The sequence below is a fragment of the Marvinbryantia formatexigens DSM 14469 genome (assembly GCF_025148285.1).
GTDB classification, from domain to species: Bacteria; Bacillota; Clostridia; order Lachnospirales; family Lachnospiraceae; genus Marvinbryantia; species Marvinbryantia formatexigens.
In genome coordinates this window covers 4,436,846-4,451,906 of record NZ_CP102268.1, presented here as the reverse complement: position 1 = coordinate 4,451,906, position 15,061 = coordinate 4,436,846, and the positions used below count along the sequence as shown (strand labels likewise).

The window sequence follows — 15,061 nt, the reverse complement described above, 5'->3', positions numbered from 1 at the left end:
GATGGAATACACGACGATAGGAAAGACAGATATTCAGATCTCGAAATTGTGCGTTGGCTGCATGAGTTTCGGTAAAGCTGGAACTATGCACGACTGGACGCTGGATGAAGCAGGGACAGAGGAGATTGTGAAACACGCACTTTCCCTTGGGATCAATTTTTTTGATACGGCGAACGGCTATTCTGGCGGAACCAGCGAGGAATATCTTGGACGGGCACTGAAAAAGAATATTGCCCGTGACAAGGTGGTAATTGCTTCAAAGGTTTATTTTAATCCCGGCAGGCTGTCTGCTGAGGCAATCCACAGGGAGATTGACGGGACGCTGAAGCGTCTGGGGACAGACTATCTGGATTTATATATCATTCACCGGTTTGATTATGAAACGCCTGTGGAGGAAACAATGGAAGCACTGGATGACCTGGTTCTTTGCGGCAAGGTGCGGGCACTGGGGGCATCCGCCATGTACGGTTATCAGTTTTATAATATGCAGCTTGCCGCCCGTGATCATGGCTGGGCGCAGTTCCAGGCGATGGAAAATCATTATAACCTTCTTTACCGTGAGGATGAGAGAGAACTGATTCCGGTGTGCAGGCAGATGGGAGTATCACTGATGCCTTACAGTCCGCTGGCAGCAGGACATCTGACCCGCCCGGAATGGAATACGGATACATTGCGCAGCAGAACAGACCGGGTTGCTATGGGAAAATATGACCGTACTGAGGAACAGGATATGCAGATTGTCAGGCGTGTACAGGAGCTTGCCGGGCGTTACGGGGTAAAGATGCAGCAGATTGCTCTTGCATGGCATTGGGCGAAGGGCGTTGCCGCTCCGATTATCGGCGCAACGAAAGCGAGCCATTTTGACGATGCCGCGGATGCGCTTGCAGTAAAACTGACTGCGGAGGATATTGCTTATCTGGAAGAACCTTATCTTCCGCACCGCATTGTAGGGGCGATTGACCATAATCCTGCAGACGGGGTGATGCTGCTGGATGAAAAGAAATAATGATATGGCATAAATAAATTCAAAGAGGTGACAGAAGTGAAAAAATTAGTTGCAATGGTTTGTATGGCAGGTATGCTTTTTTCCCTTGCAGCCTGCGGCACTAAGACAGAAGGGGCGGAAAATGAAACGGAGCAGGGGAATATTCTGATTGCTTATTTTACGTGGGCGGACAATACGGTAGTGGAGGATGAGGAAGCGGCAATCCAGTCTGCGCTTTCCCATTATGAATCTGTCGGGGATACGGCGGACTATAGCGGGGTGGACGCAACCTCTTCCGCCAGTGTACTTCCACCCGGGAACACTGCGCAGATAGCGGAGTGGATACAGCAGCGTGTCGGCGGGGATTTGTTTTCCATCGTTGCTGCGGAACCTTATCCCAGTGATTATGATGCGTGTATGGACAGAGCTTCTGACGAAAAAGCGGAGAATGCCCGTCCGGAGCTGGCAGAGCATGTTGACAATATGGATGATTACGATGTTGTTTTTCTGGGCTTCCCTAACTGGTGGTATACTGCACCGATGGCAGTATTTTCCTTTATTGAGGAATATGATTTTTCGGGGAAAACCGTCATACCGTTTTGTGCTCATGGAACCGGGGGAATTGCAGCAGGCGTAAGGGATATTACAGAAGCACTTCCGGATTCGGCGGAAGTATTGGAACCGATTGGTATATACCGTGGGGATATGGATACGGCGCAGGCGGAAATAGATAACTGGATTGACAGCCTGGGGATAGAATTACCCGCAGCACAGAATACGGAGGAAACAGAAATGGAAGACAGCAGAAAAATCAGACTTGTTCTGGATGAGGGAGAAATGATTGTCGAGCTGTATGAAAATTCAGCCAGTGATGATTTGTTGGAGCGGTTGCCAATGACGATTGGATTTGAGGACTATAATGGTACGGAAAAAATCAGTTATCTGGATTCAGAACTGGATTTAAGCAATGCGCCGGGAGAGTGTACGCCGCAGGCAGGGGATCTGACCTATTACGCCCCCTGGGGGAACCTTGCGTTTTTCTATCAGGATTTCCGCAACTCTCCGCAGCTTATTCCGCTGGGAAGGATAGAAACAGGCGGAGAATATCTGGAAAATCTGGACAGTTATACGGAAGTGACCATAGAGAGGTGCGCTGATTAGTATGGACCAGAAGAGGGAGCAACTTGAATTTTGGGTGTCAAAAAGCAAGAAAAGCCTGTGTTTTCATGCGTATCCCAATTATGAGGAAGTAAAATCGTCCAGCCGCAAAGAAATGTGGGAATTGATTTATTTGTATATAGAATCCGGGTATAAAGTACATTAGTGAAATAGTTAGAAATCATAAATTGGCTGATGTTGAAGCGATGTATTGAGGAAAAGCAAATTTTATTGTTCATTTGACAGAATGGAGGGCGGATTTTATGAAAAGAAGGAGCATAATCATACCTGCAATGACGGTTCTGCTGTCCGGGGCGCTGATTGGCTGTGGAAATGTGCAGGCAGAAGAGTCGGAAAATATTGTTTTATTGGAGCCGGAAAGCTCTTTTGAGACACAGGGGAATATGCCGGAGGAAAATCACGGAGAAAAGGAAACGGAGAAAATGGGAACATCAGAAAATATCAGTATTGTAACGAATGGAGATTCGCAGATATTTCTGGCAGATTTACCTTACTATACAGATTCGGAGGATGCCCCGGCAGTGTATTATCTTTCCGACATCAGTGCAGAGGCCATGGTGGAGATTTATGAGGCACTGGAATGGTCTCCTGTTGGAAAAGTAGCGGTAAAACTCTCAACAGGCGAACCGCCGTCCTCCAATTATCTGCGCCCTGAACTGATTGCTGATTTGGTACAGACGGTGGATGGCACGATTGTAGAGTGCAATACTGCCTACGGCGGTTCGAGGGCATCTACCGCCGCTCATTATCAGGTGGCGAAGGATCATGGATTTACTGCGATTGCCGATGTTCAGATTCAGGATGAAAACGGCTCCATGACATTGCCGCAGGGGTGCTGATACGGATTTGTTATCACAATAAAGCATTTTTTGATTTTTCTGGTTTCGAGGAACCGAAAAGCCGGGATACTGATCCGAATATTATGCTGCGTTTTCTGAAAAACCTCGGAAGAAATATTAGGGCAACCGGATTGTATTTCCTGTTTGGAATCATTCTGTCAGCAGTGTTCCAACGATATGTGCCGCAGGATGTGATGACGGACTTGTTTGGAGGTAATGAAGCGTGGGGCGTTCTGATAGCTGCAACCATCGGCGTACCGCTTTATGCCTGCGGTGGAGGAACAATTCCGCTTTTGCAGGCGTGGCTGCTTGATGGGATGAGTATGGGGAGTGCGGCGGCTTTTATGCTGACCGGTCCTTCTACTAAAATTACCAATCTGGGAGCATTGAAAATTGTGCTTGGTATTAAGCGGTTTTGGATATATCTGGCGTTTGTGATGCTCTTTTCTTTTACAACAGGGCTGATAGTAAACCTGATGATATGATGTACATGTTACCGTAACCTGTAAAAGTCAATAGGAAGCGTAGATTCTAAGCAGCAGAGCTATGAATTATCAGAAATGACAACTCATGGTTCTGCTGCTTTTTTACCCATACGGAATAAACAAGAAATGCTCAAAACACATTTCTGAAAATGAATAATAGGTATTAGACATTACGGGAAAGGTTGTGTATGATAACACTATCAGTACTGAATCGGTGTTGCAAAGAGAAATTTACAGGAAAGTGAAGGGGAAAAACCATGAGCAAAGAGTATGAGAGCCTTGCCTGCAAAATCGTGGAATATGTGGGTGGAAAGGACAACGTAAATGATGTTTATCACTGCCAGACAAGACTGCGTTTTAAGCTGGCAGATGAGGAAAAAGCGGATCAGAAGAAGCTGGAAGATCTGGATGGGGTCTCAAAAGTTATGATCAGCGGCGGTGTATACCAGGTTATTATCGGAACACACGTAAAATATGTTTTTGAAGAGATAGAAAAGCTGATTGGACCGAGGAAAGCAGAGGCGGGAGACAGACAGGAAAAAAGTGAAAAAAAGAGTGTGATGGGAGTCATTATTGATTTTGTTTCCGGCACGTTCCAGCCGGTAATCCCGGCGCTGTCCGGAGCCGGAATGGTAAAGGCTTTACTGGCTTTGCTGGTGGTCTTCGGACTGATTTCCACAGAATCGCAAACCTATTACATATTAAACTTTTTTGCGGATGGTGTATTTTACTTCCTGCCAATCATGCTGGCGTTTACGGAAGCGCAGAAATTAAAATGCAACCCGATTCTGGCGGCTTCGGTTGCAGCGATTATGCTTCATCCAAACTGGGGAACACTGGTAGCGGCCGGGGAAGCAGTACATTTATTTGGAGTGGTTCCGTTAAGACTGACATTGTATACATCATCAGTCATTCCGATTATTCTGGTTATTCTGGTACAGTCCTATGTAGAACGATGGCTAGAAAAGCATATTCCGAATGCTGTAAAGCTGGTATTTGTACCAATGCTTACATTCTTAGTGATGGGAACGCTTGGACTTGCTGTATTGGGACCGATTGGAAGTGTGGTAGGCGAATATTTGGGTGTGTTCTTCAACTTCCTCAGTGAAAACGCAAGCTGGGCGCCGGCAGTGCTTGTAGGAGCTTTCCTGCCGATTATGGTAATGTTTGGACTGCATAACGGAGTTGCACCGCTGGGCGTGATGCAGATGGCGGATTTGGGATATGACAGTATCTTTGGACCGGGCTGCGTGTGCTCTAACATTGCACAGGGTACGGCGGCGCTGGTCGTAGCTATAAGAACAAAAGAAGCAAAAATCAAACAGCTTTCCGTATCAGGCGGAATTACCGCTTTGATGGGAATTACAGAGCCGGTTTTATACGGTGTAAATCTTCCGAAAAAATATCCGTTGGTTGCCGCAATGATCGGAGGCGGATGCGGCGGACTGTTTGCCGGATTGACACATACCCACAGATTTGCGACAGGTTCTTCCGGACTTCCGGCAGTGCTGCTGTATATCGGGGATGATTCCATCGAATGTCTGATTAACATCTGTATTGCGCTGGTGATTTCGGCTGTTGTTACTGCAGTTGTAACGTATCTTCTCAGCCTGAAATTTGAAACAGGAATTTCCGCAGAAAAAGGAGAAGAGATGCCGGAATTTTTGCAGATAGAAACGGGAAAAGAAATTCGCAGGGAACATGGAGAAGTGAAAGCTCCCCTCAAAGGGAAATTGATGACATTGGAACAGATTGGAGACGGCGTATTTTCAGAAGGCGTTTTGGGCCAGGGATGTGGTATCTTTCCGGAAGAAGGAAAGGTATATGCCCCGTTTGAAGGGACAGTTGTTTCGGTAGCCGATACAGGGCATGCAATCGGAATTGAAAGTGAGGAGGGAATCCAACTGCTGATTCATGTGGGACTGGATACGGTGGCATTGCAGGGAGAAGGCTTTTCCCCTTGTGTGAAAGAAGGAGATAAAGTGACCTGCGGACAGAAACTCATGGATTTTGAACTGGAAAAAATAGCGGAGAAATACCCTGTTGTAACAGCAGTAATTGTGACAAACAGTGATGATTATGAAACGGTGACAGCAGGTTCACCGGGAACTGTGTCACCGGAAGATACAGTGCTTAATGTCAGGTAAAGAGGAGGAAAAGAAATGAAAGGTTTACCGGAAGATTTTTTGTGGGGCGGCGCTACGGCGGCGAACCAGTGCGAAGGTGGATGGAACGAGTCAGGAAAAGGCGTAAGCCTGATTGATGTTGTACCGTATGGAGTTGACCGGATGCCAGTGGCAAAGGGAGAAAAGATTATGCTTGATTGTGATGAAGAGCATCTTTATCCGAGCCACGAAGCGGTTGATTTTTACCATCATTATAAAGAGGATATTGCACTCTTTGCGGAGATGGGATTTAAATGTTTCCGCCTGTCCCTTAGCTGGACACGTATATATCCTACCGGGCTGGAAGAAGAACCAAACGAAGAGGGGCTGCGGTTTTATGACGAGGTTTTTGATGAATGTAAAAAATACGGGATAGAGCCTCTGGTTACAATCTGCCATTTCGACCTGCCGATTGCTCTGGTAAAAGAGTTCGGAGGATGGAAGGACAGGAGGATGATTGAATGCTTTATGAAGTTTTGCCGCACGATATTCCAGCGGTATGGGAAGAAGGTAAAATATTGGATTACCTTCAATGAAATTAATATGCTGAACCACCTTCCTTTTACAAGCTGCGGTTTAGTGGCAGAGGAGGGGGAGGATATAAAAAATCTGAAATATATCTGCGCCCATCATGAACTGCTTGCCAGTGCCAGAGCTGTCCGGCTGGCGCATGAAATGATGGAAGACTGCATGATAGGCTGTATGCTTGCCGGGGGGAGCTTTTACCCTTATACCTGCAATCCGAAGGATGTATGGCAGGCGAAGCAGACGGAGCGGGGGAATTATTTCTTCATTGATGTGCAGAGCAGAGGCGCATATCCCAATTATGCCCTGAAATGGATGGAAAGGGATGGCATTACCCTTGATTGGGAGGCGGGAGACAAGGAAACCTTGGCGGCCGGAACAGTAGATTTTATCGGGTTCAGCTATTACTGCAGCCGTTGTGATACGGCTGATCCGGAAGTGTCCGCCAACCGGATGGCAGCCAATGCGTTCCGGACGGTGAGAAACCCGCATCTGGAGGCGAGCGAGTGGGGATGGCAGATTGATCCGTTGGGACTTCGTGTTACTATGAACGATTTGTATGACAGGTATCAGAAGCCACTGTTTATCGTGGAAAACGGACTTGGCGCAAAAGATACGATAAAAGAGGACGGAACCATCGAGGATGATTACCGGATTGCTTATCTGAGGGAACATATCCGCTCCATGATTGAGGCGGTTACGGAGGACGGAGTTCCTTTGATGGGATATACCATGTGGAGCCCCATTGATCTGGTCAGTGCGTCAACAGGAGAGATGAGCAAACGGTATGGCTTTATCTATGTTGATAAAGACGATCAGGGAAATGGAAGCCTGAAACGCAGACGCAAGAAAAGTTTTTACTGGTATCAGAAGGTAATCCGGAGCAATGGAATGGACCTGGATGACTAAATAAAAAAGAAAAAGCAAAAAGGAGAAAAACAAAATGAAAGAGTTCAATTATGTAATTACCGATGAAGTGGGGATTCACGCAAGACCGGCAGGACTGTTGGTAAAAGAGGCAAAAAAATATCAGTCTGCTGTTACAGTTTCTTTTAACGGGAAAAAGGCTGATGCCAGAAAACTGATGGCTTTGATGGCAATGGGAATCAAAAAGAATGATGAAGTGACGGTTTCCGTAGAAGGCGAAGATGAAGAGAACGCTTTGGCAGGAGTGCGGACCTTTTTTGAAAATAATTTATAAAGCCGAAAAGGGGGAATCGGTCATGGAAATATTAAATGGGAAAAAAAATATTTCTTGGGACAGCAATCGGGAAGATCCATTTTTACGGTAAAAAAGAAAGCCAGGTTGAAAGGTATCGAATTGATGATCCCGATGCAGAATGGAAAAGATTTGAAGAGGCAAAGGAACAGGCTATTCAGGAAATATCCGGACTGTATCAAAAAGCGTTAAAAGAAGTTGGTGAAGTGAATGCGGAAATTTTCGAGGTACATGCAATGATGCTGGAAGATGAAGATTATCTGGATTCCATCAAAAATATGATATACACCCAAAGCGTAAATGCCGAATATGCGGTAGGAACTACGGGAGACAATTTTTCCAGAATATTTGCAGATATGGAGGATGAATACTTTAAAGCGAGGGCGGCGGATGTAAAGGATATTTCAGAACGTGTCATTTCTGTTCTGAGCGGTTCAGGGGAAGAGCATGGACTGGGAGAAGAACCGGTCATTCTCGTAGCGGAGGATCTTGCACCCAGTGAAACCGTCCAGATGGATAAAAACAAACTTCTGGCTTTTGTTACCCGTCACGGTTCCGCAAATTCCCACACAGCTATTCTGGCAAGGACAATGAACATTCCCTCACTTGCGGGGGTAAATATATCTCCTGAGTGGGATGGAAAAGTGGGAATCGTGGACGGGAAAAACGGCAGATTTATTGTGGAGCCGGAGCCGGAAGTGCTGGAAAGGTATCAGGAGATTCTGACGCAGGAACAGGAAAATAAGGCGCTGCTTACCGCACTGAAAGGAAAAGAAACAATTACAGCAGATGGCAGAAAAATTAAATTGTATGCAAACATGGGCAATGTTTCTGACCTTGCCGCCGTGCTGCAGAATGATGCGGAGGGAATCGGATTATTCCGGAGTGAGTTCCTGTATCTGGAAAAAGACCGATTTCCTACAGAGGAGGAACAGTTTCAGATTTATAAAAATGTAGCGGAAACAATGGCGGGGAAACGGGTAATCATCCGTACACTGGATATTGGGGCGGATAAGCAGGCAGATTATTTTCAGCTTGAAAAAGAGGAGAATCCTGCAATGGGTTACCGGGCTATCCGTATCTGCCTGGAACAGCCGGAAATTTTTAAAACACAGCTCCGTGCGATTTTCCGGGCAAGCGCCTATGGCAATATTTCCATTATGTATCCGATGATTATTTCAAAAGAAGAAATCAAAAAAATCCGTCAGATTGTCGAAGAAGTAAAAGCGGATCTGGAAGAGCTTGGAGTACCGTATGGTAAGGTAGAGCAGGGAATCATGATTGAAACGCCTGCGGCGGCGGTCATAAGTGATGAACTTGCAAAGGAAGTAGACTTTTTCAGCATAGGGACAAATGACCTGACGCAGTATACGCTGGCGATTGACAGGCAGAATGCAAAACTGGATGTGTTTTATGACGCTCATCATGAGGCAGTTTTAAGGCTGATTGAGATGACGGTAGCAAATGCCCATAAAGCAGGCATATGGGCTGGAATCTGTGGGGAACTTGGAGCCGATACAGAATTAACAGAACGGTTTGTCAATATGGGAATTGACGAGTTGTCCGTTGCTCCGGGATGTATTTTGCCAATCAGAAAGATTGTAAGAGAGATGGATAGGGCATAAGGAGTGAAATGCCGGAAAGTAAAAGGTGGATAATATGGATCGAATTGAATTATGCAGAGAAAAATTCAAAGAATTATTTGGAGGGGAGCCTGTAAAAAACGAAGGAACCGATCCGGAATTTATGCGGATCCTACAGCGGTTTATTTTCGGAGAAATATGTTATACAGGTGATCTGGACAATCAGATCAGAGAATTGATTACGATTGTGGTTCTTGCTGTCAATCAGACGCTTCCGCAGTTAAAAGCACATACGCAGGCATCGCTGAATGTGGGCTGTACACCGGTAGAAATTCGTGAAGCGATTTACCAGTGCGCTCCGTTTATCGGTTTTCCTAAGACATTAAATGCCATTGCCGTTATCAACGAGGTGTTTACAGAACAGAAAATTGCGCTGCCGATTCAGAGCCAGGAAACGATTCCCGATGACCAGCGCTATCAGGCAGGACTGGCAGTGCAGGAGCAGTTCTACGGAAACGAATGGAAAGGCAGATATGAATGGCTGACGGAAGAATATGCAGAGGCAGTTCCACGTTTCCTGACGGAATTCTGTTTCGGGGATTTTGCCACACGAACCGGACTGGATGCAAAGCGGAGGGAATTACTGATTCTGGTAATTCATGCAGCATTAGGCTGCGCAGGAGATCAAATAAAAAGCCATACGAAAGGAGCGATGAAGGCAGGCAACACGCCGGATACGATTACTGGAGCTTTGCTTCACGCTATGCCATATATGGGATTTCCACGATTATTAGATGCTTTAAATGCGGTTGGGGAGATTCTGGAAGGAGAATGAATTTTTGAAACAAATGAAGAGACTACCTATGCTGCTATTCCTCTTTGGCGTATTCTGCATCACAGGAACGGTATGGACGAAGTGCGTAAATCGTGTAGTTGCAGAAGAAACATATTATTCAGAGAAACTTTATCCGCAGTCGGCTCTGATAAATTCAGAGGAAATTTCTGATACTGAGGAGAAACTTCCACAGTCAATTCAACTAGATGTAGAAGAAATGATACAAACGCCGGAATTGCCGACCGGATGTGAGAGCGTAGCACTTACGATGGCATTACGCTTTCTGGGGTATGAGATAGATAAAACAACAATCGCAGATAATTATCTCGTATATGATGCGGAAAATTTTGCAAAGGGATATATGGGAAATCCGTACTCTGCTAACGGAGCGGGTATTTTTCCACCGGGGCTTGTGACTACGGCAAATAAATTTTTGGATGAACAGAAAAGCGAAATGTCAGCATATGACATAAGCGGTGCGGCATTTGAAGAATTATTTGAGTATCTTGCTGCGGGGAATCCGGTATTGATTTGGACAACCATGTATTACGAAGAACCTGTTTTTTTGGAGATATACTCTGAGTATGATGGAAAAGAATATCAGTGGTATGCCAATGAACACTGTGTATTGCTGGGAGGTTATAATCTGGCAGAAGAGAAAGTGACCGTTTTTGACCCACTGCAGGGGAAATTAGAGATGAGCATTCAAACGATGGAAAGTCTTTATGAGAAAACAGGAAAAAATGCAATAACTATATATTAGAAAGAAGGGAAGTCAGTTGGAGACAATTCAGCTAAATAATAAGGTAGAAATGCCACAGTTGGGATTTGGGGTTTTCCAGATTACAGATTTGGACGAGTGCGAAAATAGTGTACGGTGTGCGTTAAAAACGGGATACCGTTTAATTGATACCGCAGCCTGCTATGGAAATGAAAAAGCAGTTGGAGAGGCTGTCCGGAAAAGCGGCATTAAGCGGAGCGAAATATTTATCACATCGAAAGTCTGGATTCAGGACACCGGGTATGAAAAAACGAAAAAGTCTTTCGCTAAGACACTGGAAAATCTCCAGACGGATTACCTGGATTTATATTTGATTCATATGCCATACGGAGATTATTATGGAAGCTGGCGGGCAATGGAGGAATTGTACAGTGATGGGAAAATAAGAGCAATCGGCGTCTGCAATTTTGAAGAGGACAGGCTGGTGGATCTGATTTTAAATAATCAGATCGTACCAGCGGTAAATCAGATTGAACTCCATCCGTTTTGCCAGCAGAAAAAGTTGCGGGAAATCATGGACCGTTATAATGTGAAGGCTATGGCATGGGCGCCATTTGCAGAGGGACTGAACGGAATTTTTACAAACAGTATTCTGCATGAAATTGGCAGAATATATGACAAAAGTCCGGCGCAGGTTATTCTTCGGTGGATGAGGCAAAATGGAATTATAGCAATTCCGAAATCTATACATGAAGATAGAATCAGAGAAAACTGGAAAATCAGTGATTTTCAACTGAGCGATAAAGAAATGACAATAATTGAGCAGATGGATGCAGAGAAAAATCATATTCTGGAGGTACGAAAATTAGAAGAAGTATATCGGCTGTTTCAGATTCGATTTACCCAATAGCATCGCCATATAAAATGAGAAGTAAGAATGAATAGAAAATTTATTATATACGCAGTGGCTATCATATTGTTGTGCTGCAATAGAACATATGCCGGAAATGAAAATCCAGAGAATACTATGGTTAAATTGACAGAAAATTCAGTACAGGACGCAGTAATAGAAATACATACCTATGGGGGAGAACATATACGGATTTTACAGTAACAGGCAAATGGAAGTCAGCGGTGATGAAGATTATTATGTACGGCTATCTGGAGGCATATTATGATGGGGCAGTATATTATTCCGGGTAAGCAAGGACATACGAAAGGAAGGTTGGCGATGAAAAAATTTTTAGTGGCCCTGTTTTCAATGGTATTCATTTTTTCCTTTACCGGATGTGGTAACAGTCTGGCGGAGGAAAGTGAAAAAGAGGAACCGAAGCTACAGGAATCTACGGAGGATTCAACTGTGGAACAAACAGAAAATGTCGATACGAATTCTGCCGAAGGAAGTGAAAGCGGCATTTTAATTGTGTATTTTTCACGCTGGGGCAATACGGAGTATCCGGAGGATGTGGATGCAACTACCTCTGCCAGTATTGTAGTGGATGAAGAAAAATATGGAACGACAGAATACATTGCCCGCATGATTCAGAAAAATGTTGGCGGAGATCTGCATTTAATTCGGACAAGGGAGCCATATCCTGTGGATTTTGATGAACTTCGAGAATTAAACCATAATGAAATGGATGAAGAATATTTGCCGCCGCTGGTGGAGAGTGATCTGGATATTTTACAATATGATATCGTGTTTATTGGCTATCCGATTTGGGCAACGGATGTTCCACAGGCTGTGCTATCATTTCTGGATGAGTATGATTTGTCGGGAAAGACAGTAATTCCATTTTGTACTCATGATGGATATGGAGAAGGCAGCAGTTATAACACGATACGTGAGGCCAGCCATGCGGATGAATTGCTGGAAGGACTGGCTCTCAATTCGGCTGATGTGCCGACAGCAGAAATGACAGTGGAAAGCTGGCTGGATTCAAATGGTATTTAGAATTTTAAAATTATAATGAACAATTATCAAAAAACGGAGGTAAGATCATGAAAAAATTTGCAGCTCTTTTACTTACTCTTTTAATGGCAGTATCGCTTATGGCTTGCGCCGGTAATAAGGAGACGGCTGAAACAAGCCCTGTGGATACGGAAAACAGCATATCAGAAGAAGCGTCAGAGCAGGAAAACAGTACGGACGAACCCATATCAGAGGAAATGCCGGAGCAGGAAAGCAATACGGATGTATTTGTGCCAGAAGAAACGGAAAATGAAACAGAGGAAGAAAGCAGCGATGTGTTAGTTGCGTATTTTTCCGCTACCAATACAACGGAAGGTGTAGCAGAAGTAATATCTGATGCGACAGGGGCCGATCTTTACGAAATTGTACCGGAAGATCCTTATACGGACGCTGACCTGGATTATAGTAATGACAACAGCCGCAGCACGATTGAGATGAATGACCCTTCTGCACGTCCTGCAATTTCCGGCTCGGTAGAAAACATGGAGCGCTATCGCGTTGTATTTCTTGGTTATCCTATCTGGTGGGGAGAAGCTCCGAGAATTGTCAGTACCTTTGTGGAAAGCTATGATTTTTCCGGAAAGACGGTAGTTCCGTTCTGCACTTCCGGTGGAAGCGGCATTGGTTCCAGTGCTGCAAATCTGGAGCAGCTTACAAGCGGCGGTGAGTGGCTTGAGGGAACACGGCTGTCTGGAGACAGTTCACACGCTGAAATTGTAGAATGGGTAAATAGCTTTGGACTGGCAGAGGTAAGTGCAGAATAAGCGACAGGTGAGGCGATTATGAAGAAAAGAATAAAGATGCTTGTCGATCTTCTGATGACAGTGTGCCTTCTTATGCTGATGGCATATCAGGTTACGGGCGAAACGCTCCATGAATGGATTGGAGCAGGCATGCTTGTGATGTTTCTGTTGCATAATCTTATGAACAGACGGTGGTATGGACATTTGCTGAAAGGAAGATACACGCTTTTACGAATCCTTCAGACGGGGATAAATATTGCCGTACTTGTGTCAATGCTTGTACTTGGTTACAGTGGCATTGTAATGTCCCGCCATGTGTTTTCCTTCCTCCCGATTAACGGGGGGATGGCATTGGCGAGAGTGCTGCATCTTGCAGGTTCTTACTGGGGTTTTGTATTGATGAGCCTCCATCTGGGATTTCATTGGGGAATGGTGGTCAGTATGTTCCGAAAAGTGTGCGGGGAGAGCAAGTCTGTGTTTCGGATATGGTTACTTCGGCTGATTGCCGTTCTGATTTCAGGCTATGGAGCGATTTGTTTTTATCAGGCAGATATTTTATCCTATATGCTTCTTCGAGTGGAGTTCGCTTTTCTTGATTATATGAAGAGTCCGGCTGTGATTTTTGCAGAGTATTTGTCCATGATGGGATTTTGGGTATTTATCGCTTATTACGCATCAAAAATATTACGAGAATTATCTGTATCAAAGCATAAACATAAGGAAATGAAGAAATGAAAAAGGACAATCTGTTTACTAATGAAGATCTGAAAAAAATGATTGTGCCATTATTCTTAGAACAGCTTTTGGTTATGCTTGTAGGGATTGCGGATACATTAGTGGTAAGCTATGCCGGGGAAGCTGCCGTTTCGGGAGTTTCTCTGGTAAATCAGTTTAATACGATATTCATATATCTTTTTACTGCGCTTGCTTCCGGAGGGGCAGTTGTGATTAGCCAGTACATTGGAAAAAAGGAGACGGATCATGCGGTATATAATTCCGGTGCGGCAGTTTATCGAAGTCTTGGAAAGACCAGTGCGACAATGTATATATCGTTCATTTCCAATGCGATAAATGTGATTGGAAATATGGTAGGAGTTTTTGCTTTGAAAGCGGGGGTGGCAGGGGTAGCATGGCCGTCGCTGATTGCCCGTATCGTGTCGGCGGTAATGATTACATACTTATGTTTTCAAAGAAAAAACGAAGTACATTATCGAAGGAAGTGGATTTTTCACTGGAATCGAGGGCTGTTGAAATGTATTTTGAAGGTGGCAGTACCGAACGGCGTAGAAAACGGGATTTTTCAACTGGTTAAGGTAGCTTTGAGCAGTATTGTGGCGCTTTTTGGAACCTATCAGATTGCGGCAAACGGAGTTGCACAGAGTATCTGGTCGCTGGCGGCTTTGGCGGGGTTATCAATGGGACCGGTATTTATTACAGTAATCGGTCAATGTATGGGAAGCCACGATACGGAAAGTGCTGATTATTATTTTAATAAACTGACAAAGATTACGTTGATTAGCTCAACGATATGGAATATCCTGATTTTTTTACTGCTTCCTCTTTTTTTGAAATTTTATTCATTGGAAGAGGAAACAAAGGAACTTGTAGTATGGCTTGTGCTGATTCACAATATATTTAATGCGATTGCAATGGTATGTGATTGGGTAATTAGGGCGATTATTTTCATTTGGCGGCAAAAATCAGGAAAATGGAAAGCTTTTGAAGTAATATAGTATTTATTGATTCTTCATATTAGAAATAGGAGGGCATTTAAAGAATAAAAGGAGTGATTTGGTGGGAAAGGTATTGC

15 protein-coding genes are annotated in these 15,061 nt (G+C 44.5%); all 15 read left to right on the top strand.

Features of this window, described 5'->3' with window-relative positions; translation table 11 throughout:
* Position 1: 1 nt before the first annotated feature.
* The 15 genes from NQ534_RS20810 to NQ534_RS20740 all read left to right on the top strand — a co-directional run bounded on the left by NQ534_RS20810 (position 2) and on the right by NQ534_RS20740 (position 14,984).
* Positions 2 to 1,006: an aldo/keto reductase gene (locus NQ534_RS20810; RefSeq protein ID WP_006861734.1), complete on the top strand. Its 1,005-nt coding sequence runs from the start codon at positions 2 to 4 to the stop codon at positions 1,004 to 1,006.
* A gap of 36 nt (positions 1,007 to 1,042) precedes the next feature.
* Complete coding sequence (locus NQ534_RS20805) at positions 1,043 to 2,146, top strand: cyclophilin-like fold protein (protein WP_074679830.1); 1,104 nt, start codon at positions 1,043 to 1,045, stop codon at positions 2,144 to 2,146.
* Positions 2,147 to 2,406: 260 nt separating this feature from the next.
* Entirely contained in the window at positions 2,407 to 3,003 is a 597-nt protein-coding gene (locus NQ534_RS20800) for a DUF362 domain-containing protein (RefSeq protein WP_006861737.1), read from the top strand.
* On the top strand, positions 2,997 to 3,488 hold the full coding sequence (locus NQ534_RS20795; RefSeq protein ID WP_006861738.1) for a permease: 492 nt from the start codon (positions 2,997 to 2,999) through the stop codon (positions 3,486 to 3,488). The genes NQ534_RS20800 and NQ534_RS20795 overlap by 7 nt, the downstream gene beginning before the upstream one ends.
* Before the next feature lie 257 nt (positions 3,489 to 3,745).
* Positions 3,746 to 5,635, top strand: a complete 1,890-nt coding sequence (locus NQ534_RS20790) for a beta-glucoside-specific PTS transporter subunit IIABC (RefSeq protein WP_006861739.1) — start codon at positions 3,746 to 3,748, stop codon at positions 5,633 to 5,635.
* Between the two features lie 15 nt (positions 5,636 to 5,650).
* A complete protein-coding gene (locus NQ534_RS20785; RefSeq protein WP_006861740.1) occupies positions 5,651 to 7,087 on the top strand; it encodes a 6-phospho-beta-glucosidase in 1,437 nt (478 codons plus the stop codon).
* Positions 7,088 to 7,121: 34 nt separating this feature from the next.
* Entirely contained in the window at positions 7,122 to 7,379 is a 258-nt protein-coding gene (locus NQ534_RS20780) for an HPr family phosphocarrier protein (protein WP_006861741.1), read from the top strand.
* 35 nt (positions 7,380 to 7,414) lie between these two features.
* The gene (gene ptsP, locus NQ534_RS20775; protein WP_006861742.1) at positions 7,415 to 9,022 is read left to right on the top strand and encodes a phosphoenolpyruvate--protein phosphotransferase; all 1,608 of its coding nucleotides are present in this window, start codon (positions 7,415 to 7,417) and stop codon (positions 9,020 to 9,022) included.
* A 34-nt stretch (positions 9,023 to 9,056) separates the two neighbouring features.
* Positions 9,057 to 9,815: a carboxymuconolactone decarboxylase family protein gene (locus tag NQ534_RS20770; protein WP_006861743.1), complete on the top strand. Its 759-nt coding sequence runs from the start codon at positions 9,057 to 9,059 to the stop codon at positions 9,813 to 9,815.
* Positions 9,816 to 9,828: 13 nt separating this feature from the next.
* Entirely contained in the window at positions 9,829 to 10,578 is a 750-nt protein-coding gene (locus NQ534_RS20765) for a C39 family peptidase (protein ID WP_040783047.1), read from the top strand.
* A 16-nt stretch (positions 10,579 to 10,594) separates the two neighbouring features.
* Positions 10,595 to 11,446, top strand: coding sequence for an aldo/keto reductase (locus NQ534_RS20760; RefSeq protein ID WP_006861745.1), 852 nt, complete (start codon positions 10,595 to 10,597; stop codon positions 11,444 to 11,446).
* A 264-nt stretch (positions 11,447 to 11,710) separates the two neighbouring features.
* Positions 11,711 to 12,490 carry a flavodoxin gene (locus NQ534_RS20755; RefSeq protein ID WP_006861747.1) on the top strand — a complete coding sequence of 260 codons (780 nt, stop codon included), beginning with the start codon at positions 11,711 to 11,713 and terminating at the stop codon, positions 12,488 to 12,490.
* A 47-nt stretch (positions 12,491 to 12,537) separates the two neighbouring features.
* The gene (locus NQ534_RS20750) at positions 12,538 to 13,272 is read left to right on the top strand and encodes a flavodoxin (RefSeq protein ID WP_006861748.1); all 735 of its coding nucleotides are present in this window, start codon (positions 12,538 to 12,540) and stop codon (positions 13,270 to 13,272) included.
* Positions 13,273 to 13,290: 18 nt separating this feature from the next.
* The gene (locus NQ534_RS20745) at positions 13,291 to 13,986 is read left to right on the top strand and encodes a DUF4405 domain-containing protein (RefSeq protein WP_006861749.1); all 696 of its coding nucleotides are present in this window, start codon (positions 13,291 to 13,293) and stop codon (positions 13,984 to 13,986) included.
* Entirely contained in the window at positions 13,983 to 14,984 is a 1,002-nt protein-coding gene (locus NQ534_RS20740; RefSeq protein WP_006861750.1) for an MATE family efflux transporter, read from the top strand. Before NQ534_RS20745 ends, NQ534_RS20740 begins: the two co-directional genes overlap by 4 nt.
* Positions 14,985 to 15,061: the final 77 nt, after the last annotated feature.

Coding starts and splice junctions, on each gene's coding strand:
- NQ534_RS20740 (WP_006861750.1), top strand. CDS start 13,983: ATGAAAAAGGACAATCTGTTTACTAATGAAGATCTGAAAAAAATGATT.
- ptsP (WP_006861742.1), top strand. CDS start 7,415: ATGGGAAAAAAAATATTTCTTGGGACAGCAATCGGGAAGATCCATTTT.
- NQ534_RS20755 (WP_006861747.1), top strand. CDS start 11,711: ATGATGGGGCAGTATATTATTCCGGGTAAGCAAGGACATACGAAAGGA.
- NQ534_RS20745 (WP_006861749.1), top strand. CDS start 13,291: ATGAAGAAAAGAATAAAGATGCTTGTCGATCTTCTGATGACAGTGTGC.
- NQ534_RS20770 (WP_006861743.1), top strand. CDS start 9,057: ATGGATCGAATTGAATTATGCAGAGAAAAATTCAAAGAATTATTTGGA.
- NQ534_RS20810 (WP_006861734.1), top strand. CDS start 2: ATGGAATACACGACGATAGGAAAGACAGATATTCAGATCTCGAAATTG.
- NQ534_RS20785 (WP_006861740.1), top strand. CDS start 5,651: ATGAAAGGTTTACCGGAAGATTTTTTGTGGGGCGGCGCTACGGCGGCG.
- NQ534_RS20800 (WP_006861737.1), top strand. CDS start 2,407: ATGAAAAGAAGGAGCATAATCATACCTGCAATGACGGTTCTGCTGTCC.
- NQ534_RS20765 (WP_040783047.1), top strand. CDS start 9,829: ATGAAGAGACTACCTATGCTGCTATTCCTCTTTGGCGTATTCTGCATC.
- NQ534_RS20750 (WP_006861748.1), top strand. CDS start 12,538: ATGAAAAAATTTGCAGCTCTTTTACTTACTCTTTTAATGGCAGTATCG.
- NQ534_RS20780 (WP_006861741.1), top strand. CDS start 7,122: ATGAAAGAGTTCAATTATGTAATTACCGATGAAGTGGGGATTCACGCA.
- NQ534_RS20790 (WP_006861739.1), top strand. CDS start 3,746: ATGAGCAAAGAGTATGAGAGCCTTGCCTGCAAAATCGTGGAATATGTG.